The organism is Frankia sp. CpI1-P, from assembly GCF_001421075.1.
GTDB classification, from domain to species: domain Bacteria; phylum Actinomycetota; class Actinomycetes; order Frankiales; family Frankiaceae; genus Frankia; species Frankia torreyi.
In genome coordinates, this window is the sequence record NZ_LJJX01000006.1 from 56568 (window position 1) to 82817 (window position 26250).

Below are 26250 nucleotides of genomic sequence, written 5' to 3' on the forward strand. Positions count from 1 at the left end.
GCCCGATGATCCGGCATCTACGGGCGCTGCGGCGCGGTGCCCTCGAAGTCGCCAACGAGCGGCTGCCNGGGGTCGTCGAGAGGCTGCACCGAGGCGAACAGGTCGACATGTCCGCCGAGCAATTCCCGGTCGATGTGCAAAGTACCGACGAGATCGGCCAGCTCGCNGAGGCGTTCTCCATCGTGCACTCCGTCGCGGTGCGCACCGCGGTCGAACAGGCCGCGATGCGCAAGAGCATCGGCGACACCTTCCTCAACCTGGCCCGCCGCAGCCAGGCCCTCATCCACCGCCAGCTCAAGGTGATCGACGCGCTGGAGCGCAAGGAGACCGACCCGGACGAGCTCGAGGAGCTGTTCCGCCTCGACCACCTGGCCACCCGCATGCGGCGCCATGCCGAGGACCTCATCGTCCTGTCGGGCTCCAAGCCCGCGCGAGGCTGGCGCCGACCGGTCGCCGTCAAGGACGTGGTGCGCGGCGCCGTCGCCGAGGTCGAGGACTACACCCGAGTGAAGGTGATGCCCATCGACGGCGGGGCCATCAGCGGGCACGCCGTCGGTGACGTCATCCACATGCTCGCCGAGCTCATCGAGAACGCCACCNCCTTCTCCCCGCCGCACACCCCGGTCCAGGTCAACGGGCACGAGGTGTCCAACGGCTTCGTCATCGAGGTCGAGGACCGCGGCCTGGGGATGAGCCCGGAGGAGTTCCACTCCCTCAACGATCGGCTGGCCAACCCGCCTCCCTTCGACCTGTCGACCAGTGAGCNGCTCGGCCTGTTCGTCGTCGGCCGTCTCGCCGAGCGGCACGCCATCTCGGTGGAGCTCCGTCCCTCGCCCTACGGCGGCACGATGGCCATCGTCCTGGTGCCGGCCGCCCTGCTGCGCCAGCCCGAGGGCGACGGCGACACCCGTTCGGAGGGCACCGCGACCGTGCGGGCGCTGCCCGTCGCTGCCGTGCCCGCGCTCGACGGCCCGACGGTCGACGAGGACGGGTTCGGCGGACCGTTCGTCGACGCGGACGGCAATCTGACCGCCGCCCCCGCCCCGGAGCGGCCCGACGAGGCGCCGCGTGGCCAGGACGAGACGTTGATCGACGACCTGCCGGTCTTCGCCACGGTCCGGTCGAGCTGGTTCGTGGCCGACCGCCCCCGGCACCGCTCCAACGGCCGCCGCCCGGACGGCCCGCCGCGACCGGCCGGGCCGCGCCCCGAGCCCACGCCGGGCGGCGACCCCGGCCAGGGCGATGGCGACCTGCCCGACCTGCCGACCCGCCGTTCGCGCGGCAACCGGGGCGCCCCGGAACCGTTCCCGCCGGCCGAGACCGACCGGTTCGGGCCGCCAGAGCCGCCGGTGGACGATGCCGGGCGCCGCACCTCGTCCCTGTTCGGGCCGCCCCCCGCGATACATGACCTGCCCGGCGGCCCCCTGGCCCGCAACGACCCGTTCACCGCGCCGCTGAGCCGCCCAACCGGACCCCGCGGCGGCGACACCCCCGGCGCGGGCCAGTCGATCGTCCCGCTGCACCGCCCGGCGCCGCCCGCCCGTGCCGGCGGTGCTGGCGGGGCCGGCGGTATTGGTGGGGCGGGCGGGGCGGACCTGCCGGAGCGTGGCGGCCAGGCGCCCGAGGAGCACACCGAGGTGGGCCTGCCGCGGCGCACCCGGCGGGCCAGCCTCGCGCCCCAGCTCCGCCGGGACAGCCCGGACGACCAGCCGGGCAAGCTCGCCGCGCAGCGCAGCCCGGAAGAGATCCGCAGCATGATGTCGTCCTTCCAGAGCAACTTCGGTCGCGGGCTGGCGGACGGCCAGGTTTCCAACGACGGCGACGATGTGGGAAAGGTGACCTGAGATGCGTCCGCTGGGGCCGTCCGAGAACATGAGCTGGTTGCTCAACAACCTTGTCAAGAAGGTTCCGGAAGTCACCTATGTGATCGCCCTGTCCTCGGATGGTCTGCTGCTCGCGACCTCCTACGGGATGGACCGGGCGACCGCCGACCAGCTCGCGGCGGTCGCCTCCGGGTTCAACAGCCTCGCCCGCGGAGCGGGCCGGTTCTTCGGCGGTGGCAACGTCCGCCAGACCATCGTCGAGATGGACCAGGGCTTCCTGTTCGTCACGGCGGTCGGCGACGGCTCGTGCCTGGCGATCCTGTCCAGTACCGGGGCGGACATCGGGCTCATCGCCTACGAGATGGCCCTGCTGGTGACCAGGGTCGGGGAGTTCCTCACCCCGGAGCTGCGCGCCCAGATGCAGTCCGCGCTGCCGCTGTAGGCGGCGCCGCGGCGGTCGACGGGGGTGCGACCGCGAATCTGGCCCACCGGTCGACCCCTGCCCGAACCGACCGGACCNCAACGCTCACCGTCATGGCGGCGGAGCTCTCTCAGGCAGGAGGACCGGTATGTCGCACGACGAGGAATGGTTCGACGATGATGCGGGTCCGGTCGTCCGGCCCTACGCCGTCACCGGCGGTCGGACCCGGCCTACCAACCGGGCGTTGGAGCTGGTGGCGCTGGTGACCACCACGCCCAACGGACGGCTGATGGGCGCGACGCTGGAGGTGGAGCAGCGCTCGATCGCGCTGCTCTGCCAGCGGGTGCAGTCGATCGTCGAGATCTCGGCGCGGCTGGATCTGCCGCTCGGCGTCGTGCGGGTCCTCGTCGGCGACATGCTCGACGCCGGCCTGGTCACGGTGAACCGGCCGGGCCGTTCATCCGATCGTCCTTCCGCCGCCCTCATCGAAAAGGTGCTCGATGGACTACAGGCCCTCTAAGGACTACCGGCCCGACAAGGACTACCGGCCCGACAGGACGCGGTCGTCGGAGACGGCGGCGCCACATCCGGTCAAGATCATCATTGCCGGCGGGTTCGGCGTCGGGAAGACGACGTTCGTCGGCTCGGTCAGCGAGATCCCACCGCTGACCACGGAGGCCGCGATGACGGCCGCCAGCATCGGCATCGACGACACCAGCTCGGTCAGCTCGAAGACGACGACGACCGTCGCGATGGACTTCGGGCGGATCACGCTCATCGACAGCGTCATCCTCTACCTGTTCGGTACCCCCGGGCAGGACCGGTTCTGGTTCATGTGGGACGAGCTGGTCCTCGGCGCGATTGGCGCGGTGGTGCTCGTCGACACCCGACGGCTGGCGGACTCCTTCCCCGCCATCGACTACTTCGAGGAACGCGACATCCCGTTCCTCATCGCGCTGAACCGGTTCGACGGCGCCCGCGAGTACCGGGTCGAGGACGTCCGCGCGGCGCTCGACCTCGACCCGCGCCGGCCGGTGGTGTTCTGCGACGCCCGCCAGCGCGAGTCGGTCCGCCAGTCGCTGGTCTCGCTGGTCCGTCACGCGCTCGACGTGGTCTCCGCCGAGTCGGCCGCCCGGCCGAGCCTGCCGCAGCGGTCCGGGTGAACGCCACGAACGACTGTTCGGACCTGACCAGCACGAGCGCACCGCCCGCGGCAGGACCGATCGCCACGCCCCCGGTCCGCCGGGAAGGTCCCGATCCGGCCCCCGATCCCGCTCCAGGGAAGGGCAAGGTGCTCGACATTCTCGGTCTGGACGACGATGCCCTGTCCGCCTACCGGCTCTGGTTGCGCCACGGGTCGCTGAGTGTCTCCGAGGCGGCGCAGATGCTCGGGGAACCGGCGAACGGCGTCGGTCGGGTCCGCGACCGGCTGGTCGAACTCGGCCTGCTGCTGGNCTCCCGGGACCGGCCCGGACGCTTCGTCGCCGTCCATCCCGAGGCCGGCCTGGATCATCTGCTCCAGGCCCAGCACGAGCAGCTCATCCGGCGCCACGAGCGGCTTGTGCGGGCTCGGGCGCAGGTGGGCGTCTTCGTCTCGGACTACCTGGAGGGCCGTCCCGGTCCGGACACGGTCGAGGTCCAGCGCATCGACGGCGTCGACCAGGCCCGAGCCGAGCTGCTCACCCTCGTCGGCCGGGCCGAGCGGGAGGTGCTCACCCTACGCACCCGCCGGGGCTGGTCGGCGGCGCTGTCCGCCGACGTCATGCCGGTCGAGCTGCGGGCCCTGCGGCGCGGGGTCGTGATGCGCAGCGTGCTGCCGCGGTCGCTGCGCCTCGACGAACGGGGCGCCGGCTACGTGCGCACCGTCGCCGCCCACGGCCTCGACGCACGCGTCACCGACGACCCGCGGCTGGACGCCACCACCGTCGACGGCCGCATCGGGCTCGTTCGGTTGGCCCGCGGCGGCGGCGCGGGCGGCCACACGCTGCTCGTGCGGACCCCCGAGCTCACCGCCGTCCTGCTCACCCTGTTCGAGCAGGTCTGGGAGATCGCCGAGCCGCTCGGCGGCGGGTCGGCGCAGACCGGCGGCGAGGAGTCGGCCGACGACCCCTCCGACACCGAGCGGCTGTTGCTGCGCCTGCTCAGCCTCGGTGTCAAGGACGAGGCGGCCGCCCGCCACCTCGGTGTCTCCGTGCGCACCGTGCGGCGCATGATCGCGGACCTGATGTCCCGCCTCAACGCCCGCAGCCGCTTTCAGGCCGGCACCCTCGCCTCCCGCCGCGGCTGGCTCTGATCCCGTCGTCGGCGGACTGTCCCCGCGCCCTTGGGGCCTTCGGCGCCGAGCGAGGGCGGGCGGCGTTCGCGGTCATCGCGGCATGCCGGTTCCACGGAAGGCAGCGGAATAGCGCGGCTCGGACCGGGGAATGACCACCTCCCCCGGCGGCGACGGACTCGTCGACGCTGCCGACCGGATGTGACGGCTCTCACTCGGGCGGCCGCGCGCCCGCCGGGCATCCGGTCGGTGGTCCTCCGGGTGGGCGTGGACGGCTGACGTTGAGGTGCATCGCTGCAGGTCATGGGTCCGACGTTCGGATCGTTGTAGCGGTGTTGTGGATCGGGTGCGTGCCAGTTGGCACATATGGCCAGGGCAGCTTGATGCCACGCCAATTCCAGGACACCGGCCGCGCCCGGCCGCATGCTCTCGATGAGCCGAACACTGACCATGTCAGGGGGTTGGCGGGCACGGCCGGCGGTCGCGAGTCGGTCGGAGTCCGCCTGCCCGCCCGTCGTCGACGGGCCCCGCAGGCCGCGCGGGCGCACGCGCGGCACGCGGCGGGCTCGCCCGTCCGCCGTCCGCCGTCCGCCGTGCCGTCGACCTGCCGGCCCGCAGGTCGCCATGCACGCCGCTCGCCTCTCCTGGAAAACGCCCGAGGAGTCCTTCCGTGCCCGCAGTTGCCGGATCGCAGCCCGCCGCCACGTCGTCGGGAAAGCCGACGCACCGCACGCTGATCGTGGCGAGAATGAACCCCGCCGACGCCGACGCCGTCGCAGAGACCTTCGCCGAGTCCGACGCGGGGGAACTCCCCGGCATCGTCGGCGTCACCCGCCGCGAGCTGTTCGAGTTCCACGGGCTCTACTTCCACCTCATCGACGCGCCGGCGGACATCGCGCCAACCGTCTCGGATGTGCGCGGGCATCCGCTGTTCGTGGACGTGAACACGAAGCTGGAGAAGTTCATCACCGCCTACGACCCGGCCACCTGGCGGGGGCCGCGGGACGCGATGGCGCGCAGCTTCTACCACTGGTCGGCCGGCTGACCGGCCTGGGTCCACGCCGCCGCGGGCCTCGGTCACCTGCGGCCCCGGCCCGCCCCCCGCGAGGGGCGCGCGCCGCCGTGGCCTGATCCGGGTGCCCGCCCGGCCGGCGTTGCCGGATCCGCAGCGACCGGTCTCGCCGACCGGTCTCGCCGACCCGTCCCGACCCGTGCCGTCGCGATGTCCCGCGTCCGGGCCCACTGATCGCCGCGGTGCTCAGGGCCGCCTCGACCTGCCCCGGTGACGCCGGCGCGGCGGGCGCCACGCCGGCCACCCGACTGCGTGCAACCGCCGGCTCCGTCGGGGTTCTGCCTCGGCGCCCGGCCTGCCGCCCGCCGTCGCTCGCCGTAACCCGCCGTTGCCCGTAGTAACCCGCCGTTGCCCGCCGCGACGGGCAGCTCCCTGCCCGCGGCGGATCCCGGCACAGACCTGACGACAACCTTCCCGCCGATCCCATCTGCGCCAACCCGAGGAGATCGTGACATGCCCCAGCAGTGGACGGCCGACGCCCTGCTCGACTTCCTCGTCGAGCAGGCCGGGCTGCCCCCGGAGGACCGCCCCATCGACCTGGCCGTGACGTTCCTGGACATCGGCCTGGACTCGCTGGCCTACCTCCAGCTCTCGGCGGAGGTGGCCGGTGCCTTCGGTGTGGACCTACCGGCCGAGATGCCGGACGGCTACACCCTCGCCGAGATTCTCGACACCGTGAACGCCGCGCTCGGCGAGCGCGAACCGGTCTGAATTCCCGCCGGGCGCCCGGAACCGCCGGCCGCCGATTCTCGATCCGCATCCGGATTTCCTTCACAAACCGGGGAGTAGCCGTGAGTGGGCATACCGACAACTCGATTCTGATCGACGCCGACATCGACACGGTCTGGACCATCACCAACGATCTGCCTGCGTGGCCCGACCTGTTTACGGAATATGCGTCGGTGGACATCATCGAGAGCAACGGGAACACTTTCAAGTTCCGGCTCACCATGCATCCGGACGAGAACGGCACGGCGTGGAGCTGGGTATCGGAAAGGACGCTCGACCCGGTGAACCGGCAGGTCCGCGCCTACCGCGTCGAGACCGGGCCGTTCGAGTACATGCACATCCACTGGACCTACACCCCGGAGGGCACCGGTACCCGGATGCGCTGGGTGCAGGACTTCCACATGCGCCCGGCGGCGCCGCTCAACGACGAGCAGATGACCGCCCGGATCAACACCAACACCGCCCGGGAGATGGCCGTGATCCGGGAGAAGGTCGAGCGGGCCGCCGCGGCCGCGCGCCCCGCCCCGCTTGCCGTGGCCGTGCCGGAACAGGTCTGAGGAGGACGCGACCGATGGCAGCTCCAGCGACGACGACCCCGAAGGTTCTCTGCATCCACGACATCGCGCCCAACCGGCGCCGCGGCGGGGACATCCGTGCCCTGCTCTCCCCGGCGACGGTCGGCTCGACCACCGGCTTCCTCGGCACGCTCACCCTCGAGCCCGGCGAGGTCGTCACCGAGCACTGGCACCCCTACTCGGAGGAGTTCCTGTACTGCGTGCGCGGCATCGTGACCGCCCGGCTGGACGGTGAGCACCAGGTCCTGGGCGCCGACCACGGCGTGTGCATCCCGATCGGGATGCGCCACCGCATCGTCAACACGGGCGAGGAGACCGCGTTCCTCGTGTTCCACCTCAGCCCACTGGCGCCCCGTCCCGACCTCGGCCACGTCGACACCGAGGCGGTGCTGAACCCGGACGCGCCGCACGCCCCCATCATCCGTTCGGGCCCCCACGCCCACACCGTGGCCGCCGACGCCCTGCCCGCCGGGGCCAGACGGTGAGCGAACCGAGGAGGACCGCGGTCACCGGGATCGGGGTGGTCGCCCCGGGCGGGGTGAACCGCAAGGAGTTCTGGACGCTGCTGACCGACGGGCGCACGGCGACCCGGCGGCTGTCGTTCTTCGACCCGTCGCAGTTCCGTTCCCAGGTCGCCGCCGAATGCGATTTCGACCCGGCGGCGGCCGGGCTGACCGCCCGACAGATCGCCCGGAACGACCGCTTCGTGCAGTTCGCGCTCGCCGCGGCGCTGGAGGCGGTCGAGGACAGNGGCCTCGACCTGCGCCCCGCCGGCACCGGCGGCCTCGGCGACGAGGGCGGGGACGGCCCGGTCGTCGGCGTCAGCATGGGCAGCGCGGTCGGCGCGACGACCCGGCTGGAGAACGAGTACGTCGTCGTCTCCGACTCGGGCCGCCACTGGGAGGTCGATCCGCACTACGCCAGCTCCTTCCTGTACCACGCGCTGGTCCCGAGCTGCCTGNCCACGGAGCTCGCCTGCCGCTTCGGCACGCACGGCCCGGCGTCGGTGGTGTCCACCGGCTGCACATCCGGCATCGACGCGGTCGGCTACGGTGCGCAGCTCATCGCCGACGGTGAGGCGGACATCGTGATCGCCGGCGCCTCCGACGCGCCGCTGTCGCCGATCTCGGTGGCCTGCTTCGACGCGATCCGGGCGACCTCGGCGCGCAACGACGACCCCGAGCACNCCTCCCGCCCGTTCGACGCCAGCCGCGACGGCTTCGTGATGGGGGAGGGCTCGGCCGTGCTCATCCTCGAGGAGTTGTCGTCCGCGCGGGCCCGTGGGGCGCACATCTACTGCGAGGTCGGCGGCTACGCGTCGCGGTCCAACGCCTTCCACATGACCGGTCTGCGTCCCGACGGTGTCGAGATGGCCGAGGCGATCCGGGTCGCGATGGACTCGGCGCGGGTCGGCGCGGACGACATCGACTACATCAACGCGCACGGCTCGGGCACCAAGCAGAACGACCGACACGAGACGGCGGCCTTCAAGCGCTCGCTCGGGCAGCGCGCGTACGAGGTCCCGGTCAGCTCGATCAAGTCGATGATCGGCCACTCCCTGGGAGCGATCGGCTCGCTGGAGATCGCCGCCTGCGCCCTGGCCATCGAGAACGACGTCGTCCCGCCCACCGCCAACTGGGCCACCCGCGATCCGGCCTGCGACCTCGACTACGTGCCGAACATCGCCCGTGATCACACCGTCGACGTGGCACTGTCGGTGGGCAGCGGGTTCGGCGGGTTCCAGTCCGCGATCGTCCTGTCGGCGCCGAACCGGTGAGCGCCGCAGTGGAGACCGCGGCTGCCACCACCGCTGCCACCGCGGCTTCGGCCGTGACCGGCGAGGACCGTTCGGTGCGTGGCGGCGGGCGCCCGCTGGGCGCGGTCCGGCCGGTCGTCACCGGCCTGGGGGTCATCGCCCCCAGCGGTCTGGGGGTCGAGCAGTACTGGGCGTCGACCCTGCGCGGGGAGCTGCGCGTCGCCCCGATCAGCCGGTTCGACCCGGCTCGTTACTCCGCCAGGCTCGCCGGCGAGGTCGCCGGGTTCGAGCCGGAGGAGCACGTCGACAAGCGGTACATCGTCCAGACCGACCGGTGGACCTGGTTCGGGATGGCCGCCTCCCGGCTCGCCCTGGCCGACGCCGCCTACGACCCGGCCGACCACGACCCGTATGCCACCGCGGTCGTGTTCGGCAGCGGTTCCGGNGGCAACGACTTCGGCCAGCGGGAGCTGCAGCGGCTGTGGACCCGCGGGCGGACCGCGGTGAGCGTCTACCAGTCGATCGCCTGGTTCTACGCGGCGACGACCGGTCAGACGTCGATCCGTCATGGCCTGAAGGGGCCATCCGGGGTCGTGGTCAGCGACGGCGCCGGCGGGCTGGACAGCCTTGCCCAGGCCAGACGGGTCATCCGTCGAGGCACGTCGACGGTGCTCGCGGGGGGCGCCGAATCGGGCCTGACGCCGTACGGGCTCACCTGCCATCTCAGCAGCGGCCGGGTCAGCACCGCCGCCGCGGCGGCGGACGGCTACAAGCCGTTCGACATCCGGGCGAACGGCTACCTGCCGGGGGAGGGCGGCGCGACCCTGGTCGTCGAGGATCCGGCAGCGGCGGCGGCCCGTGGCGCCCCGCACGTCTACGGGGAGATCGCGGGATACGCCGCGACGCACGACGCCGCCGACCACGCCCGCCCGGCGCCGGACGGCCGCTGGCTGGCCACCGCGATGCGCCGCGCCCTGGCCGACGCGGGCCTCGCCCCGGACGACGTGGACGTGGTGTTCGCCGACGGCGCCGGCTCCCCGGACCTCGACGCCCAGGAGGCGGCGGCGATCCGGGCCGTGTTCGGCGACCGCGCGGTGCCGGTGACGGCGCCGCAGGGCCTCGTCGGCCGGTTGTGCGCCGGCGGCTCGGCGCTGTCGGTGGCGACGGCGCTGCTGTCGATCCGGGACGGCGTCATCCCCGCGGTGGGCAACCTCGACACCCCCGATCCGGGCTACGGACTGGACCTGGTGCAGGCCCCCCGGCAGACCCCCGTCCGGGTGGCGCTGGTCAACGCCCGCGGCTACGGCGGCTTCAACAGCAGCCTCGTCGTCCGCGCCGTCGACCCCGCCTGACCGGACCCCGACCCGGCCTGCCCGACCCTCGTGAGCTGCTCGATTCGCCCGAGCTGCTCGATTCGCTCGACCTGCTCGATCCGCTCGATTCCTCGACCTAGGAGACAGTCAGCGATGTTCCCAGACCTGGCCGGGCGACGCGCCCTGGTTACCGGTGGCACCCGCGGCATCGGCCGGGCCGTCGTGCTCGGCCTGGCCCGCGCCGGAGCGACGGTCGTCGTCGGCCACCAGCGCCAGACCGAGGAGGCCGAGAGCCTGCGCCGCGAGCTGAAGGACACCGGCGGCGACCACCTGCTGGTCCAGGCGGACGTGGCCGACCCGGCCCAGATCACCGAGCTCATCGAGGCCACCGGCACGCACCTCGGCGGCCTCGACATCGTGGTCAACAGCGTCGGGACGATCAGCCACATCCCCTACGCGGACCTGCCGCTGGACGCCTGGACGCAGGTGCTCGCCACCAACCTCACCGCCACCCACCTGGTCACCCAGGGCGCGCTGGCGCTGCTCGGCGAGTCCGGTTCGGTGGTCAACATCGGCTCGGGCGCCGGGGTCGTCGGCGTGCCGCTGCGGGCGCACTACACCGCGGCGAAGACCGGCCTGATCGGGCTGACCCGTTCGCTGTCCAAGGAGCTCGGCTCCCGCGGCATCCGGGTCAACCTGGTCTCGCCGGGCGTCATCGAGACCGACCAGGCCGCCGGCATGCCCGAGGCCGCCCGAACGGCCTACACCAACCGCATCCCGCTTGGCCGTCTCGGCGAGGCCGACGAGGTCGCCGCGGTCGTCCTGTTCCTGGCCAGCGACGTGTCGTCCTACGTCAACGGCGCCACCTTCACGGTCGACGGAGGAATCTGATGGCATCGACCCCGCCCTTTCGGATCATGCTGACCATGCGGATCCACCCGGGCCGCGAGGCCGAGTTCGAGCAGACCTGGCTGCGCATCGGCGACGCGGTGACCTCTCACCCCGCCAACCTGGGCCAGTGGCTGATTCGTTCGGAGGACGAGCCGAGCACCTACTTCATTACCAGCGACTGGGTCGACGAGGCGCAGTTCCGCGAGTTCGAGACCAGCGAGCGGCACCTGAAGCACCGCAAGGAGCTGCATCCGCTGCGCGCCAGCGGCTCAATGGCCACCGGCAGCGTCCTGACGCACCTGGCCGGCGCGGCATCCCTGCCGGTGCCGGCGGCCGGCTAGCCGTGGGAGCCGGCGGCGAGGCGGCGGTCCGGGTGATGCTCTGGGCGGTCGATCCGCCCGATGATCCCGGGGCGGTGGAACGCGCCTACCACGCGATCAGCTCCAAGCTGCTCGGCACCCCGGGGCTGCTCGGCAACACGCTGCAGCGTTCGGCGGCGGACCCGGCCCGGTACGTCGTGGTGAGCGTCTGGTCGGGCATGACCGAGTTCAGCGCCTGGGAGCAGGGGGCGAACCACCGCGGGACGACCTCCCCGCTGCGGCCGCTACAGGATCCCGAGCGCCGCCCGGCGATCTACAGCGAGGTCGCCGCGTACGGCCCGCAGGGGCCGTTCAGCGAGGCACCCGCGGGCTGATCCGGCCGCCCGCGGGCTGGACTCACCGCCCGCGGGCGCCACAGTCGCATGGCGTCGGTCGCACCGTCTGGGGCAGGCGGCGCGGCCGACGCCATGCCATCTCCCGCCCTCAACCCCCGCGCCCGCCTCCGTGGAGCGCGTCTGGTCCGAACGGGCAGGCGGGGTTCGGCCCGGCCCACCTGTTCGGCCGGCTCCGCCTGTTCGGCCGGCTCCGCCTGTTCGGCCGGCTCCGCCTGTTCGGCCGGCTCCGCCCGTTCGACGGGGACCAGCCGTCGCCCGCTGCCCGGTGGGTCCGGGAAAACAGCGACCCCAGGCCACCTCGAGGCTCCGGCCCCGTGCCCGGACTGCGGCTCCGAGCCGGGGCCCGACCCTTCCCTGCTGTGACGGTCCGTGTCGGCTGTGAGATTGGTCGGTGCCGCTCGGTGGCGGTCCTGCCCCTCGGTGTACAAATGCGCGGTCCGGCCCGGATGCGCCNGCGGTGCCCGGATGTGTCCCGTGGCCCGCTGGAATCCGGGCAGCTCCGGGGCGGTGTCAGTGGTGGCGGGTGGCGAACTGGCCGTCGTCGGTGCGGTGGGGATCGGGGGAATCGGATGCCTGACTCGTCCGCGCTGGACGTTCTGATCGGCCTCGCGCTGCTGTTCGCCGCGTTCAGCCTCGCCGTCTCGCGGATCAACGAGGCGGTGCTCGGCCTCGTGCGTTACCGGGGCCGACGCCTCGAGTCGGAGCTGCGCCGGCTGCTCGGCGGCTGCCCGCCGGGCGGCGCACCGCCCGATCCGGGGGGCCCGCCGCCTGTGGACGTCGCTGCGGAGTTGCTCGACGGGCCCCTGCGGGCCATGCGTACCGCCGGCCGGGACGAGGTCTCCGCGGACATGGCCGCTCATCCGCCCGTGCAGCGAACCTGGGCCGCGGTGAGCCGGGCCCGCCGGCTGCGGTTGCCTTCCTACGTGCCGTCCACCGCATTCGCTCGGGCCCTGCTCGATCGGGTCGACCCACCCGCCCGCGCCATGTTGGCCCAGCTACGCCCGGACGGGCTGCCCTCGCACATCCCCGATGAGACCCGCGAGGCCTACCGGACCGCGTACGAGGCTGCCCGGCGCGCTCTGGACGAGGGGTCCGCCCGGGCGCTGTACGCCGCGATGCCGGCGGACCACCCGACCGGGCGGGTCGTGGCCGCCGCGCTGGTGTCCGCCGTCGGCGGCGGGACGGTCGGCACGCTGGAGGACGGGCTGGCCGTGTTGCCACCCTCCCTCGCGAAGGATGCGCTGACCACGGCGGTGGTCCGGACGGGCGGTGACCGAGAGAAGATCATCACCGAGTTGGCGCGGTGGTACGACGAGGCGATGGACCGCCTGTCCGGGTGGTACAAGCGGCGGGTCGCGGTGTTCCTGCTCGCCTACGCGATCGTGCTGGCCGCCGTGTTCAACCTCGACGCGGTCGCCATCTCCCGTGCGCTGTGGCAGGACGGGACCGTGCGCGACGCGGCGGTGACCGCAAGCCAGGGCCAGATTGGCCAGGCCGCTGATGTCGGCCCCACCACCGCGGGTTCGCGCGACGCGGGTTCGAGCGACGCGGGGTCCGGCGGCGCCGGGCCCGGTGACACGAAGGACGCTGCGCAGTCCGGCGACCAGGAGACCGGCGGTACCTCCGACGCCGGTGTGGGCGACGCCGTCGAGAGCGCGATCAGGTCGGTGCGGAATGCCTCCGGCCTCGCCCTGCCCATCGGGTGGGTTCGGACGAGCGACGACCGCGACGACCCGAGGGAGGTCCCGCACACGGTCGGCGGTTGGTTGCTGAAGATCGCCGGACTGGCCATCGCCTGCTTTGCCCTGACCGCCGGAGCCCCCTTCTGGTTCGAGCTGCTGGGCCGGCTGGTCAACATGCGCGCCGCCGGGCCGAAGCCGCGGTCGGCCACCAGCGGCTGACCGCACGGGGCGGTGGTCTCGTACCGCTGGTGGTCTCGTACCGCTGGTGGTCCCATGCCGCTGGTGGTCCCATGCCGCTGGTGGCCCGGCGCTCGCGTTGCTGGTGGTCCGGCTGGGCAGGTCGGGTAGTCCGCGCGGGCGTTGACCCGGCCGCCCGATTGGAGGAGCGTGGCGGACGATGACTGAGCCCACCGCGTTCCACGAGGCCGTGAGCGCGATCAGCTATCCGATGGTGATCGTGACCGCGGCGGTGCCCGACGGGGAACGCAGCGGCTGCCTCGTCGGCTTCCACACCCAGTGCAGCATCGAGCCCGCGCGGTACCTGCTGTGCATCTCGCAGGCCAACCANACCCACCGGATCGCCCTGGCGGCCAGCCATCTCGCGGTCCACCTCCTCGACGAGGCCGATGAGGGGCTCGCGACGCTGTTCGGCGAGCAGACCGGCGACGAGATCGACAAGTTCGCGCGCTGCGCCTGGCGGGAGGGCCCGTTCGGACTGCCCGTCCTCGCGCAGCCGCGCGCCTGGTTCGCCGGCCCCGTACACACCCGCGTCGGCGTCGGCGACCATACGGCGTTCGTCCTCGAGCCGGTCGACGGCGCAGCCGGCGGGCCGTTCACCCAGCTCGGCTTCCAACAGGTCCGGGACATGCAACCGGGCCATCCGGCCTGACGGCCTCGACCGACGCCGAACGTGGGCCCGCGCCGCGCGCAGGCCGCCGCGATGCCCCGCCGTCGGCGGTCCGGCAAGGAGGACTGCGCGATTCCGCGGCGCCGGGGCACTAGCGTCATCGTCCGTGAACACTCCTGTGCCCGGGCCGGCCGCGCAACCGGTCGGCTCCGACCCGCTCGCCGCCACCCCCAGCCCGGTCGGGGTAGACCTGCTCGCCGGTCTGGACGGCGTGGGTGGGCGGCGGGTCACCGACCCCGAAGCGGTGCTCGCGGACCTGCAAGCCGATCCGGAGGCCTTCAGTCCACTCGGGGGACGGCCCATCCTGGTCGTCGACGCCGCCTCCCCGGCGGCAATCAGGGTCGGCGAACTCGGCCGCCGGCTGCCCTGCGTCTGTGTCGCCGTGGCCGAGGATCTGCGGTGGGTTCCCGACGGCGTCGCCACCTGCGGCTTCGACATCCTGCTCACCGATGAGCCGGGGGCGCCGCGGCCGTGGGTGACCGCGCCGGACGGGATCGATGCCGCGGTGGACGCGCTGGTCGCCGCGACCGCGGCGAATCCCTACGCCGCCGTCGCGCTCGTGCAGTTGCTGCGCGTGAGTACCGGCATCGACGTGCGCGATGCCGTCGTCGCCGAGTCGTTCGCCTACTCGGCGTTGCAGGCCGGCCCGGAGTTCGCCGGTTGGCTGGCCCGACGACGGGCCCGGCAGAGTGCGCGCGCGGCGGCCCGGCCTGGGCTGGACCCGGCGGCTGCAGCCTCCGCGGCCGCCGTCCCGCCCGCCGACAGCGCTCCCGCGGCCGACGTGGCGACGGATCCGACCGCGGCGACGACCGCGGCGGCGACGACCGCGGCGGCGACGGCGGCGACGGCGGCGACGGTGACGGCGGCGACGGCGGCCCGGGCCGCGGCCGCACCGGCCGTCCTGATCGAGCGGGACGGCGCGGTCCTCACGGTCATCCTCAACCGGCCGCGGGTGCACAACGCCGTGAGCATCAGCCTGCGTGACGGGTTGGTCTCCGCCTTCGGGCTCGCCGCCGCCGACAGCGAGCTCGCCGAGATCCGGCTGGCCGGCACGGGGCCGTCGTTCTCCAGCGGCGGCGACCTGACCGAGTTCGGCACGATGCTCGATCCGGTCGGCGCCCACGCCGTGCGAACCACCCGCAGCATCCCGCTGGGCCTGCTGGCCACCGGGCTGCCGGTGACCGCCTACGTCCACGGGCTCTGCATCGGCGCGGGGGCGGAGCTGCCCGCGTTCTGCGGCCGGGTCGTCGCCGCCCCCGACACCACGTTCCGGCTGCCGGAGGTGGCGATGGGGCTGGTCCCCGGCGCCGGGGGCACCGCGAGCATCCCGCGGCGCATCGGCCCGCAGCGGGCCGCCTACCTGATCCTCAGCGGGCTTCCCATCGACGCCGAGCAGGCGTTGGCCTGGGGGCTCGTCGACGAGATCGCCCCGCGGGCCGTCATGCCCGGCGCGAGCCGCTGACCGACCCGCCCCGGCCCCGGCCGGTCGTGTGACGGCGGCCGGCCTGCCGGGTTCGGTCGTCCTCGGGCGTGGCGCCGTGCCAGGCGCCAGCGGTCAGGGGCCAGCGGTCAGGGGGCAGGGGCCACGGGTCAAGGACCGGCGCCCACGTCCGGGTGGATGCCGAGCTCGTCCAGCCGGCGCCACAGGCCGTCGAGCGTGCGGGTGGGATGGCGGTAGAACTCCGAGCCGCGGATGCGGAGGAACGTCCAGCCGAGCCGCTCCAGGATCCGTTGGCGGCGCAGATCCGCCTCCCACTGGTCCGGGCCGTGGAACCGGTCGCCGTCGCACTCGACGGCGAGCCGGGGGCCGCGGACGCGCGCCGCGCCCGCGTCGGGCGCCGGCGGGCGGGGTGCTCCTTCGACGACGAGGTCGATGCGGTAGCGGCCGACGGGGTGCTGGGGGCGGACCCGGTAGCCACGGCCGAGGATCTCGCGCAGGACCGCGCGCTCGAACTCGCTCTCGCAGCGGTCGGCGAGCCGGCCCTCGGCCTGCGGGGTCGCACCGGCGTAGGTGTACTCGATGAGCTGGCGGCGGATGTCGTCCTCGCGCAGCGTCGCCGGGTCGACGGTGTGGAACACCCACATCTGGTTGCGGGCGCGGCTCGCGGCGACGTTGACACGCTGCAGGTCGCGGCGGCGGGTGGCGGCGGAGCGGTTGTCGTCGGCGACGACGGAGACGAACACGACGTCGCGCTCGTCGCCCTGGAACTGGTAGGGGTCGCCGACCCGCAACGCCCGCCGGGAGAACTCGCGCTCGCCGAGTCGCTCGACCAGAGCGTGCTCGATGAGCCTGGGCTGCCCGGCGCCGAGCAGGGTCACCACACCCATCGTCATCCCGTCGTAGGCGGGGTCGGCGCAGCAGGCGACGACCTGATCGACGATCGCCCGCGCCTCCACCGGGTTGGCGTCGCCGAACCGGGTCTGCGTCCGGGCGCCCTCGGTGACGCGCACCGGGCGCAGCGCGGCGCCGATCGCGAGCTCCGGATCCTCCCGCAGCGGCAGGATCTGATGGTCGTAGAAGCGGTTGGAGAACCCGATGATGTCGGGCAGGCAGCGGAAGTGCTCCTTGAGCACCACGGTCCGTGGGAACACCCGGGTGGCGGTGTCGTAAAGGCTCGCCTCGACGTCGAGCAGCGAGCGCTGGGCCACGTCGGGCAGGTGGGCGTCGATCAGCGCCCCGACCCGGGCCCGGTCGATCCCGACGGCCTCCGGGCTCGTCTGGGCGTCGTCGCCGACGACCACGGCGCGCCGACCCAGGCTCAGCACGCCGAGGGAGAGAATGTCGCACTGGCTGGACTCGTCGACGATCACGACGTCGAACAGGTCGTCGGAACCGGGGTCGAAGCTCTCCATCACCCGGTACGTCGGCATGATCCACACGGGTACGGCGCCCATCGCGGCCCGCATGTGCGCGCGGGCCTGCGCCCGCCAGTGCGGGGCGTACTTCCCGGTGCCCTTCCCCAGCCGGTCGAGGGCCTGCACCCAGCCGGTGAGCGCGCGGCGCTGCGGGTCCCCGAGCCGGGTGGCGAGCCCGAGGCGGGCGGCCCGACGGGCGGTGTCGAGCACGAGCCGGCGGGCCTGCTCGGAGGCGTCGCCGAGCTGGCGGCCGAGCAGCGCCAGGTCGCCGTCGGCGTGCAGGTCGTCGAGCCAGGTCTGCGCCTGCCGCCAGCGCCACGCCGCCGCCGCCCGCGCCGGGTCGCCGCAGGCGACGGCCTCGCCGGACCGGTCGAGGATGGCGTCGGCCCACAGCGGCGCCACCGCACCCAGGCGCTCCGACAGCCGCGTGCGCGCGGCGGCGTCGGGACGCAGCGCCGCCAGCCGGGCGGCCTCGTCGAGCAGGGCATCCCAGGCGGCGAGGTCGCGTCGGGTCAGTGCCTCGTGCAGCTCGCCCCACAGCCGGCCGGCCCGCGGGCGGCGGCGGCCCTCGTCAAGGGTCCGCGCCAGGGTCGCGAGCCGGTCGGTGACCTCCTGCTCGCGGCCCCGTCCGGCCGCCGCGGCCAGCAGGTCGGCGAGCCGGGACAGCGCGGCCGGATCGCCACCGTCGCCGGCGCCGGGAGCGACGGCGCCGGGAGCGACGGCGCGCAGCCGCACGGCGAGCTCCGGTCGGACCTGACGCTCCCAGTCGACGGCGTCGGCAAGGTCTCGGGCGGCCGTGTCGAGCCGGGTGAGGACGTCGGAGGCACCCGTGTCGACGGGCTGGCCGCCGAGCGCGGCGGCGATCGCGCCCTGGCGGGCCACCGCGGCGGCGAGGGTCTGGCGGCGGCGCACCTCGGCCTCGGCGACGGCCACGTCGTCCACCGTGTGCGGGACGAGCCCGTCGACGCGGACCGCGTCGCGCAGCTCCCGCAGCTCCCGCCCGCCGAGCCGCGGGATCCCACGGCCGGCGGCGTAGCGCTCGCGCAGCTCCGCGAGCAGGCGCAGGTGCACCCGCGGGTCGCCGTCCGGCACCTGGATCGGGTGGCCGAAGGTCCGTGCGGTGAGCCCGCGCAGCTGCGTGACCTCGGCGGCCAGCGCCGCGGCCTGACCGGCCCAGAATTCGGCCTGCGCGTCGGAGGCGGCACACTGCGCCCGGGCGGCGGCGAGCCAGCCGACCGACAGCCGCGCCGCCCGCTCGGCGCCGGCCCGCGTGTCGTCGACCAGCGCCCGCGTCGCGGACTCGCCGAGGGCGTCGAGCGCGGGCACCGACAGCCCCGCCTGTTCCAGGTCGGCGAGGCCGTCGCGGACCTCGTCGAGCTCGGCGTGCAGCCGCGCCAGGGCGACCGCATTCGGCAGGGCGGCGGCGTCCGGCTGCTCCTGGGCGAGTGCCCGCGCGTCGGCGGGACCGATCTGACGCGCCGTGCGGTACAGCACCGCAAGCTCCGCCGGGTCCAGCGGCAGCGCCCGGGTCGGGTCGAGCCGGTCGGGGATGAACGACAGCTCGCCCGCCCGTTCGGCGAGNCACGCAGCCACCGCCGGGGCCCGTTCCCGTCCGTGCGGCAGCTCGAACTCGCGGGCCTGGGCCGCCAACAGGTCGATCATGCGCAGTTCGAGGGTGCGGGCGTGGGCGCGGGCCGCGTCGAGTTCCTCGGCGAGCGCCTTGACGGCCGCCGTCTCCCGCGCGGGGTCGACGTCGCTGAGCGCCCCGGAGATCTCCACCACGGCGGCGCGTAGCTCGTCGAGGTCCGCGCGGCTCGATCCCAGCACGGCGACGCTCAGATCCCGCAGCTCCGGCGGAATCTTGTTGCGCAGCACGCCGAGTGCCTGCTCGTCCTGCGCGGTGACGAGCACGCGCTGCCCGTGCGCGACGAGATGGCAGATCAGGTTCGCGATGGTGTGGCTCTTGCCGGTGCCCGGCGGCCCCTGCACGGTCACCCCACGGGAGCCGGCGAGCTGGCGGGCGATCCGCTCCTGGTCGGCGTTGGTCGCCAGCGGCATGAGCAGCCGCTCGCCCAGGCCGACCGGCGTGCCGCCACCCGGCCCCGGCCGCGCGCTTGGATCGCCGTGATCCCAGCGCCCCGCGCCGGGCGGCATCCCGGTGCCGTCGCCGGCCAGCGCGTCGGCGACGAGCGCCTCGTCGGCGACCACGGACGCGATCGCCTCGGGAACGACGTCGCGATCGGTGAGGGCGGTGCGCAGGTCGGCGTAGAACTGCGCCTGCAGGGCGGGCCGCGGCCGCGCGTACAGCGCCCAGGTGTCGACGAGGACCGGCGCCGCGCCGGGCGACGGCAGCCCCGGCCCCGCGACCAGCCGGGCGTCCAGCCCGAGCGGCGCGATGACCTGGCGGAACACCTCCGCGCGGCCCGGGGCGTCCCACGGGTCGACCGGCGCGGCGCGCAGCCGGTCGCGCAGGGCGGAGAGCTCGTCGAGGCCGGGCAGCCCGAGGCCGTGCAGCGGCTCGGTCTCCAGGCTGGTCGGCCCGTCGGGATGCAGGCGGATGACGCCGGACTCGGGATCGAGTGTCGTCACCACTCGGGTGACGAGCAGCGGATGGCTGATCACGGCGTCGCCGACTCGCCAGCACAGCACGCCGTGCCCCCACACGAGCTCGGTGGTGGCGTCGTCGCGCTGCAGAGTCAGGCGCAGGTCGAACAGGCGCTGGTAGAGCGCGCGGGCGTCCCGCGCCGCGCGCGCCGCCGGCGCCCAGGGCCGCCAGACGTCGCGTACCCAGGCGTCCAGCAACGCCGCCCGGGGATCGGGCTCGTCCGCCAAGGGCGCCGCCCCGTGCCGGTCGGTGTCGCCCGGCTCGCCGGGTTGGGCCGTCGCCGGTTCCATCCCCGGTGACGCAAGGGCGCCGGCCGGCGACGCCGCCTCCACAGAGACCGCTGGCTGCGCCGGGACGGCTCCATCCGGAACATCGCCGACTGCGACGTTCGGGCCGATGCCGCCGATGCCGCCGATGCCGTCAGGGCCGCCCGCGGGCGCNGGGGAGGGCATCGTGGGTGGCGTGTCGGGGTTCACCCCGGTGGGGCCGAGGATCGCGTCGAGGGCTCGGGGCCAGGCGGGCGGCCGCGGCGGCGCTGTCCGATCGATCTCCAGCCACGAGTCCCGCCGGGTCGACGGGCCGAGGCGGACATCCGCGTGCGCGGGCACGGCGGCCGGGAGGATCGGGGCGGGGGAGTAGTCGGCGAGCTGACGGCGGGGGGCGCCGCGCCGCTCGGCGGCGAGCGCGGCGAGGTAGTCCAACAGTCGAAGCGACCGGCTGCGCACCAGGTCACGGGCAGACAACGGACATCGGCTCCTCGGACGGACGGCGGGGTCAGGGCGCGGCGAGCGCGGCCTGATGTGGTCCGCGCCTCCGCTTGAGCCGACACTACGGCCTGCGTCCGACAGCATCGCCGGTTTCCGACCGCCGAGCTGGCGTCGGACCCCGCCGCACCGCTGCGATCCCCTGGCCAACCTCTGGTTCGTCGAGNGGGCGGGTGCCCGGGGAGACGGGCGTCCTGGACGAGTCAGTCCTATCCGCTCAGTCGGGCATCAGCGCGGCCAGCGTGCCACCGCACCACGTGTCCGGACCCCGGCGCCGGTATTGGTCTCAGCGATCATGGTGTTCCGCGGAACCGCGCCACGCGTTGGGCGGATCCCCGGCCCGTGCCAGGGAGCGGGACGGCCGAAGCGCCATGATCCCCGGACTGTCCAGNCGGAGCCGGAGCGCTGCACCGGGTGTTATTTTGCTGCACTGTGAGCGTAGGGGGACGAAGCGTCACATTATTCGGTTTCACTGCCGGGCATCCAGGCACCGAATGCGCGGAGGCCGCCGCCGCATCCCGTTCCGGTTGGACGAGCGATGGGAGGTGGTTCGGGTGCGCGTCTTCCTGAGCCATACCGGCGAGCTGAGCCGGGTTCCCGCCGAGCGGTCCTGGGTGCAGGCAGCAGCCGATGCCGTCGGGCGGATGAAGTTCGCGGCGGTGGACATGGCATTCTTCGCCGTGGCCGACGCGCCGCCCGCCGAGGTGTGCGAGCGGGAGGTCGCCGGCTGCGACGTCTACGTGGGGATCATCGGTTTCCGGTACGGCTCCCCGGTCCGAGACCGGCCGGAGGTCTCCTACACCGAGCTGGAGTTCGACACCGCGACCCGGCTGGACAGGCCGCGCCTGATGTTCCTGCTGGACCCCGACCGCGTCCAGGGCGGCTACGAGCTGTTCATCGACCCGTCCCACGGCGACCGGCAGGAGGCGTTCCGTCGCCGGATCCTCGACAGCGGTGTCACCGCCGGCAAGGTCGCCAGCCCCGCCGATCTCGAGACGCAGCTCCTGCAGGCACTCGCCGTCCTCGCTGCGCGACCGGACGTCTCGCCCGGCCCCGCGGAACCAGCCGTCGAGGCGGAGATCCGCTGGTTGCCGGAGCTCACGGGCCGGGAGATCGACCGCACGGAGCTGGCGCTGGATGCCGCTCGCAGACTCGTCGAGCCGGCCGCGGACGGGCCCGCAGCGCCGATCGTCGCCCTGCACGGCGCCGGTGGCTTCGGCAAGACGACCCTCGCCCGGATGATCGGCCACCGCGACGACATCCGGGCCCGCTACCCCGACGGGGTGCTCTGGGTCGGCGTCGGCCCCGACCTGGCCGGGGTTCCTCTCGCAGAGACCGTCAACGGACTGTCGCGCCGCCTCGGCGACCGCTCGGTCGGCTCCTCCGATCCGGCGCAGGCCGGGATGCGCCTCGGCGAGCTGCTGGCCGAGCGGCGGATGCTGCTCATCGTCGACGATGCGTGGTCCGCCGATCAGCTCGCGCCGTTCCTGCACGGGGGGCACCGTTGCGGGCGGCTCGTCACCGGCCGTGACCGGTCCGTGTTCCCGCCGGAGGCGTCCGTCGTCGCGGTCGACGCGATGGCCCGAGAACAGTCGATCGGCATCCTGACCGCCGCGGTCCCAGATCTCTCCACCTCCACCTCCGCTGACCTCCTCGCCGCCCGCTGCGGCGACTGGCCGCTGCTGCTGGGCCTGGCCGCAGGAGCGATCCGGACCCGCGTCGGCCGCGGTGTCCCCGTCAGCGACGCCGTCTCCGCGACCCTTGAGGGCTTCGCCGCCGCCGGACCCGGCGCCTTCGACGATGAACGCAACCGCGCCCGCTCGGTCGCCGCCGCCATCACGGCCAGCGTCGACATCCTTACCATCGGCAGCGACCCCGACCGGGTCGCCCGCTACCACGAACTGGCGATCTTCGCGGAGGGGGCGGTCATCCCGCTGCCGGTGCTGGAGCGGTTCTGGGCCGCCGGCGCCGGCTGGACCTCCTGGCAGACGGGCCGGTTCTGCGAGCTGCTCGACGAGCTCGCCCTGGCCCGCCTCGGCCAGGACCCGCCCGGACTCACCTTGCACCANGTCATCCGCGAGCACCTGCGCCTCGCGCTGGGCGACACNCTGCCCGCAGCCCACGGCCGCCTGCTCGACGCCTACCGCCGAGACCTGCCCGCCGTCGACGGCCGCACCGCCTGGTGGCTGCTGACGGAGTCCGAGACCTACCTGTGGCGCCATCTGCTCGCCCACCTACGTCAGGCCATCGGTCCCGGCCCCGGTGGCGCGGCCGNGCCACCGGCCGATGTCGCTCCCCAGCCCGACGACGAGGCCGAGGCCCTGGTACACGACCTACGGTGGATCGTCGCCCAGTTCACGCGCTCGGGCGCGGTGGCCGTGGAGGCAGACCTGGCCCGCTCCGCCGATCCGGAGCTCGGCCTACTCGCCGGTGTTGTCGCACGCTCGCTCGACGTGCTCACCCCGACCCCCGTCCCGGACATCCTCGCGCCGACATTGCTTGCCCGGATGGCCTCGGACGAGCGCTTGAGCGACCTCGCGGCCGTCTTCGCGGCGACGCTCCACGGGGCCCGGCTGACGCCGGTCTGGCCAGAACTCGACCGCCCCCACAATGCGCTAAAGCGGGTCCTGTCCGCAGGGGAAGCCGCAGTCTCCGCACTCGCCGTATCTCGCGACGGGAAGCGGCTGTTCGTTGGAGAGAGCTCGGATGTCTGGGGGGTGCGACCGGGGGAGGTCCGGTTCTGGGACGTTGCGAGTGGTCGTCCCGAGGGCGGCGTGCGCGGACATCCCCAGGGGGTGACCGCGGTGTCAGTGCAGGACACTTGGCGGGGCCTGCTGGCAATCGCGGATGGTGCGGGTCAGGTCGGCGTCTGGGACATGAGCTCCGGCACGCTCCGGTATTCAATCGACGGGGCCGCCGGCAGGGTCAACGGACTACGGTTCACCGCGGACGGCCGTTGGTTGGTGGTGGGACACGCCCATCGGGACGATGGCCCCGATGGGCGACCTGAACCGTCCCCGGTCGCTGTGAGGATCTTCGACAGCCGGACTGGGGCGCTGTACCGCAGTCTCCCGGGCTCCGGGCAGGTCGAACTGGCCGGTGTTCCAGACGGGGCCTGGCTTGCGGTGCGCTCCGACGACGGACTGGTCCGCCTGTGGAACGTCGCCGACGATATCGTGTTTGCAGTTCTGCCGGCCGGTATCGACACCCGGTCCGTGAACATCTTGCCGGAGTTTGCGCCGGCGAGGAGGCAGCTCCTGGCGATCTCGCCGGACTGCCGGCTGCTCGCGACGGCGTCCGGGCGGGCTGTGTTCGTGTGGGACGTCGAGACGCGGTCGGTCCGAGCAAGCTTCACCGGCCACGATGGCACGGTGTCGACTGTCTCCTTTCTCCCGGACGGCCGGTCGCTAGTCGTGGGTGAATCTGTCCCGGACACGGGGCGGAAGAAGGCCGGCTGCCTGTACGTGTGGAACATCGTCGACGGTTCGCTCGACCGCAGACTGTCAGGCCATGTGGGCGGGGTCGCCGCCATGGCGATCGCTCCCGGTGGGGAGTGGATCGCCGTGGCCGAGGCCGCCGAGCCGTCCATCTCGGGCCGCCGGGCGGTGATCCGTGTCTGGGACACTGCGGACTGGAACCAGCGCGGCGTGCTGACGGGCCACCGCGACAGGATCACGGGCCTGCTGGTGGCGCCGGACGGCCACTGGCTCGCCAGCGTCGGGGATTATGGCCCAACCGTGCGGATCTGGGAGGTCCGGCGGGATGCGGCAGATCCGACCTCTGCTAACGACGCGGACGACGCGACCGCTACGGCTGGCGACCCACGCGGCCGGTGGCTGGTGTCCGGGCACGGGGATGGGACCGTACGCACCTGGTCGTCAGGCGGCGATGCCGACGCGATGGTCGCGGCACATGACGCCGCGGTGCGCGCTGTCCTGCTTGCGCCGACGGGCGGCTGGTTCGCCTNTACGACGCGCGAATTCCAGGCGGGCGGAGACCAAGTAATCGTCCGGGCGGNGAGGGACGGCGAGCTGTTGTCGCGAATTCAGGCTGGAGTCGCTACCTCATCTGATTGGGGCGCGGCTCCGGACGGCACATGGCTCGCTGTCCGGACCCATGAGGGGATCCAGATCTGGAATCCACACACCGGCGGGCTGCTGGATGAGTTCCAGACCGACGGCGTTACCACGCGGATCGCGGCGTCGCCGATCGCAGGTCCGTCGACGGTTCCCGTCGCGCTCGTTGTCACCAGCTCCCTTCGCGGTGCGGAGGGACGGTGCCGGATCTCACTGTGGACCGCAGCCGCCGGCCGGGAGTTCGGTGTGGAGCGTTCTGTCGATCGGGGAGTCGGCGACGTCATGGTCAGCGAGGCAGCCGGCGAGATCGTGCTCGTAGATTACGGCGGGATGGTGACCCGCCTCGACCTGCGCACGCTCAAGGCCAGGGCGAACCCGGGCGATCTGGGCCCGATCGCGAAGGCGGCATACCTGCCCGATGGCTCGGGGTTGCTCACCGTCGAGCATCGCGGGCGCGGCGATGAACGCCCGATATCGATCACGGCCTGGGATCTACCGGGCGGGACGCGGACGGCATCGTTCAGCGGTCACTTGGGTGGGGTGACGGCGTTCTCGGTCAGCGGTGATCAATCGATGCTTGCGTCCGTGGACGAGGCGAACGTGCTGCGCGTGTTCGATCTACGCTCGGCGGCCCGCGTCGCCGCATTGCGGATCGAGGGGCGGGTCGACGACTGNGGCTGGCTCGGCGAGGCCACGTCGCGCAGCGTGTGGACGTTCGGGCGGGGTGGCCTGCGCCTGTGGCGGCTCGACGTCCCGGGCTGAGCGTGCGCGCGGTCGCGGGTGGTCCGGCGGGTCTCCAGTCGGGACCGACTCATGGTTCGGACGGGGCTGGGGGATGCCGGAGGTCCGGGCACGGCGCGGCGGTCGGTCCCCACCGACACGCTCGCCATCGCGTCGGTGGCCGCCGCGCCGTGCCTGGTTGGCTCCGACCCGATCCCTCCGCGGGTCGCAGCCGTCTGCGTCGGGTGACGCCGCATCCTCGACCGCGGGTCCGTGCCGGACCCCGGTGGTGCGACGATCCCGAGCCCGGTGTCAGCCTGTCGCGCCCCCGTCCTGGTTCCGACCAGCAGGCGGCGTGAAGCCGGCGGCGACCGTCCGAGTGGGCCACCGCGGTGGGCGTTGCCCGCCGATCCGGCCGTGCCCGATGACGTGCACCGTGACCTCCCCGTCCGCTCCCGTGGTCGGCGTGAGCGTGGTTTGAGCTTCCCGGATCGGGCGGCGACGGGGCAGGGGCGAGCGGACCGCATCCGGGGCGCCGAAAGGCGCCGCCGCACCGGTCCGACCGGCCCCCGAGGAGGGGCCCGACGTCCTGTTGCCCAGCGGGATCGTCCTGCTCTCGACCGAAATCATCCTGGTGCCCGGCGAATCGTCGCCCGTTCCCGCAGCGGATCGGCCGATCGGCGGGCGGCGCGCGCCTGACAATCGGGCTCGGGCTCCGGCTCCGGCCGGCGGTGGCCTGCGTGTCGACGCCGCCCGTACGGGTGGTGAGGCGACGACACCCCGGGGTGTGATCCGGGTGGCTCGGTCGAGCGGGGGCCGTGGCTGCCCGGGCAGAACGCCCGTGTCCGGCAGATGCCAGCCGGATCGCCACCGGTCGTCGCCGTCATGTTCCTGACATGCCTCGGTGACGCCTGGCGGACCGTGAATCAGGCAGCTTTTGCGGCGAATGGTCTTCGGGCACGGTATTCCGGGTACGGCCCGATCGGACGGACGGAACGGGGGTGGACAGGAAGGTCCGCCGACGGGGCGGTCGGAGAACAGGACGGCCGGCGGACAAGACGGTCCGCGGACGG

General features: G+C 73.6%; 19 protein-coding genes and 9 pseudogenes. 26 read left to right on the forward strand and 2 right to left on the reverse strand.

Annotated elements, in window-relative coordinates:
• Positions 1-167: 167 nt before the first annotated feature.
• The 24 genes and pseudogenes from FF86_RS41365 to FF86_RS05940 all read left to right on the forward strand — a co-directional run.
• Positions 168-599: pseudogene (locus FF86_RS41365) on the forward strand (histidine kinase); the annotation flags it as partial.
• 1 nt (position 600) lies between these two features.
• Positions 601-765: pseudogene (locus FF86_RS41370) on the forward strand (hypothetical protein); the annotation flags it as partial.
• Between the two features lies 1 nt (position 766).
• Positions 767-1844: pseudogene (locus FF86_RS41375) on the forward strand (histidine kinase); the annotation flags it as partial.
• 1 nt (position 1845) lies between these two features.
• Positions 1846-2265: a roadblock/LC7 domain-containing protein gene (locus FF86_RS05865; RefSeq protein WP_009737517.1), complete on the forward strand. Its 420-nt coding sequence runs from the start codon at positions 1846-1848 to the stop codon at positions 2263-2265.
• 127 nt (positions 2266-2392) lie between these two features.
• Positions 2393-2764 (forward strand): DUF742 domain-containing protein, encoded by a 372-nt coding sequence (locus tag FF86_RS05870; protein ID WP_044884106.1) that lies wholly within the window; start codon positions 2393-2395, stop codon positions 2762-2764.
• The gene (locus FF86_RS05875) at positions 2745-3407 is read left to right on the forward strand and encodes an ATP/GTP-binding protein (protein ID WP_044884105.1); all 663 of its coding nucleotides are present in this window, start codon (positions 2745-2747) and stop codon (positions 3405-3407) included. The genes FF86_RS05870 and FF86_RS05875 overlap by 20 nt, the downstream gene beginning before the upstream one ends.
• A 638-nt stretch (positions 3408-4045) precedes the next feature.
• The gene (locus tag FF86_RS41380) at positions 4046-4537 is read left to right on the forward strand and encodes a LuxR C-terminal-related transcriptional regulator (protein WP_236706417.1); all 492 of its coding nucleotides are present in this window, start codon (positions 4046-4048) and stop codon (positions 4535-4537) included.
• Between the two features lie 649 nt (positions 4538-5186).
• Positions 5187-5561 carry a TcmI family type II polyketide cyclase gene (locus FF86_RS05885; protein WP_044884104.1) on the forward strand — a complete coding sequence of 125 codons (375 nt, stop codon included), beginning with the start codon at positions 5187-5189 and terminating at the stop codon, positions 5559-5561.
• Positions 5562-6041: 480 nt separating this feature from the next.
• A complete protein-coding gene (locus FF86_RS05890) occupies positions 6042-6299 on the forward strand; it encodes an acyl carrier protein (RefSeq protein ID WP_044884103.1) in 258 nt (85 codons plus the stop codon).
• Positions 6300-6379: 80 nt separating this feature from the next.
• Positions 6380-6874: an SRPBCC family protein gene (locus FF86_RS05895; RefSeq protein ID WP_044884102.1), complete on the forward strand. Its 495-nt coding sequence runs from the start codon at positions 6380-6382 to the stop codon at positions 6872-6874.
• 14 nt (positions 6875-6888) lie between these two features.
• Positions 6889-7377, forward strand: coding sequence for a cupin domain-containing protein (locus FF86_RS05900; protein WP_044884101.1), 489 nt, complete (start codon positions 6889-6891; stop codon positions 7375-7377).
• A partial coding sequence (locus FF86_RS41385; RefSeq protein WP_304438098.1) for a beta-ketoacyl synthase N-terminal-like domain-containing protein occupies positions 7374-7642 on the forward strand: 269 nt, incomplete at its 3' end. The genes FF86_RS05900 and FF86_RS41385, both read left to right, overlap by 4 nt.
• Position 7643: 1 nt before the next feature.
• Positions 7644-7853 (forward strand): annotated as a pseudogene (locus FF86_RS41390) (beta-ACP synthase); the annotation flags it as partial.
• Position 7854: 1 nt separating this feature from the next.
• Positions 7855-8078 (forward strand): annotated as a pseudogene (locus FF86_RS41395) (beta-ketoacyl synthase N-terminal-like domain-containing protein); the annotation flags it as partial.
• 1 nt (position 8079) lies between these two features.
• Positions 8080-8669, forward strand: a pseudogene (locus FF86_RS41400) (beta-ketoacyl-[acyl-carrier-protein] synthase family protein); the annotation flags it as partial.
• Between the two features lie 53 nt (positions 8670-8722).
• A partial coding sequence (locus tag FF86_RS41405) for a beta-ketoacyl synthase N-terminal-like domain-containing protein (protein WP_304438100.1) occupies positions 8723-9093 on the forward strand: 371 nt, incomplete at its 3' end.
• 1 nt (position 9094) lies between these two features.
• Positions 9095-10000: pseudogene (locus FF86_RS05910) on the forward strand (beta-ketoacyl synthase N-terminal-like domain-containing protein); the annotation flags it as partial.
• 114 nt (positions 10001-10114) lie between these two features.
• Complete coding sequence (locus FF86_RS05915) at positions 10115-10852, forward strand: SDR family NAD(P)-dependent oxidoreductase (protein WP_044884099.1); 738 nt, start codon at positions 10115-10117, stop codon at positions 10850-10852.
• The gene (locus FF86_RS05920; RefSeq protein ID WP_044884098.1) at positions 10852-11193 is read left to right on the forward strand and encodes an antibiotic biosynthesis monooxygenase; all 342 of its coding nucleotides are present in this window, start codon (positions 10852-10854) and stop codon (positions 11191-11193) included. Before FF86_RS05915 ends, FF86_RS05920 begins: the two co-directional genes overlap by 1 nt.
• Positions 11194-11228: 35 nt before the next feature.
• Positions 11229-11546: an antibiotic biosynthesis monooxygenase gene (locus FF86_RS05925; RefSeq protein ID WP_044884168.1), complete on the forward strand. Its 318-nt coding sequence runs from the start codon at positions 11229-11231 to the stop codon at positions 11544-11546.
• Between the two features lie 590 nt (positions 11547-12136).
• Complete coding sequence (locus FF86_RS05930; protein ID WP_044884097.1) at positions 12137-13468, forward strand: hypothetical protein; 1332 nt, start codon at positions 12137-12139, stop codon at positions 13466-13468.
• A gap of 178 nt (positions 13469-13646) precedes the next feature.
• On the forward strand, positions 13647-13816 hold a 170-nt coding region (locus FF86_RS41410; RefSeq protein ID WP_255355718.1), incomplete at its 3' end, for a flavin reductase.
• A gap of 1 nt (position 13817) precedes the next feature.
• Positions 13818-14138, forward strand: a pseudogene (locus tag FF86_RS05935) (flavin reductase family protein); the annotation flags it as partial.
• A gap of 124 nt (positions 14139-14262) precedes the next feature.
• Positions 14263-15618 (forward strand): enoyl-CoA hydratase/isomerase family protein, encoded by a 1356-nt coding sequence (locus tag FF86_RS05940; RefSeq protein ID WP_044884095.1) that lies wholly within the window; start codon positions 14263-14265, stop codon positions 15616-15618.
• A gap of 128 nt (positions 15619-15746) precedes the next feature.
• Here FF86_RS05940 and FF86_RS41415 read toward each other — a convergent pair.
• Together FF86_RS41415 and FF86_RS63980 are read right to left on the reverse strand one after the other, a co-directional pair.
• Positions 15747-18593, reverse strand: a 2847-nt coding sequence (locus FF86_RS41415) for an AAA domain-containing protein (protein WP_242418257.1), incomplete at its 5' end; no start/stop codon positions are given.
• Between the two features lies 1 nt (position 18594).
• Positions 18595-19907 (reverse strand): annotated as a pseudogene (locus FF86_RS63980) (AAA domain-containing protein); the annotation flags it as partial.
• Between the two features lie 968 nt (positions 19908-20875).
• Here FF86_RS63980 and FF86_RS65395 point away from each other — a divergent pair.
• Both FF86_RS65395 and FF86_RS65400 read left to right on the forward strand, forming a co-directional pair.
• Positions 20876-22449, forward strand: a 1574-nt coding sequence (locus FF86_RS65395; RefSeq protein WP_396229782.1) for an NB-ARC domain-containing protein, incomplete at its 3' end; no start/stop codon positions are given.
• 808 nt (positions 22450-23257) lie between these two features.
• Positions 23258-24347: WD40 repeat domain-containing protein (locus FF86_RS65400; RefSeq protein ID WP_396229790.1), on the forward strand; the 1090-nt coding region annotated here is incomplete at its 3' end.
• Positions 24348-26250 lie beyond the last annotated feature (1903 nt).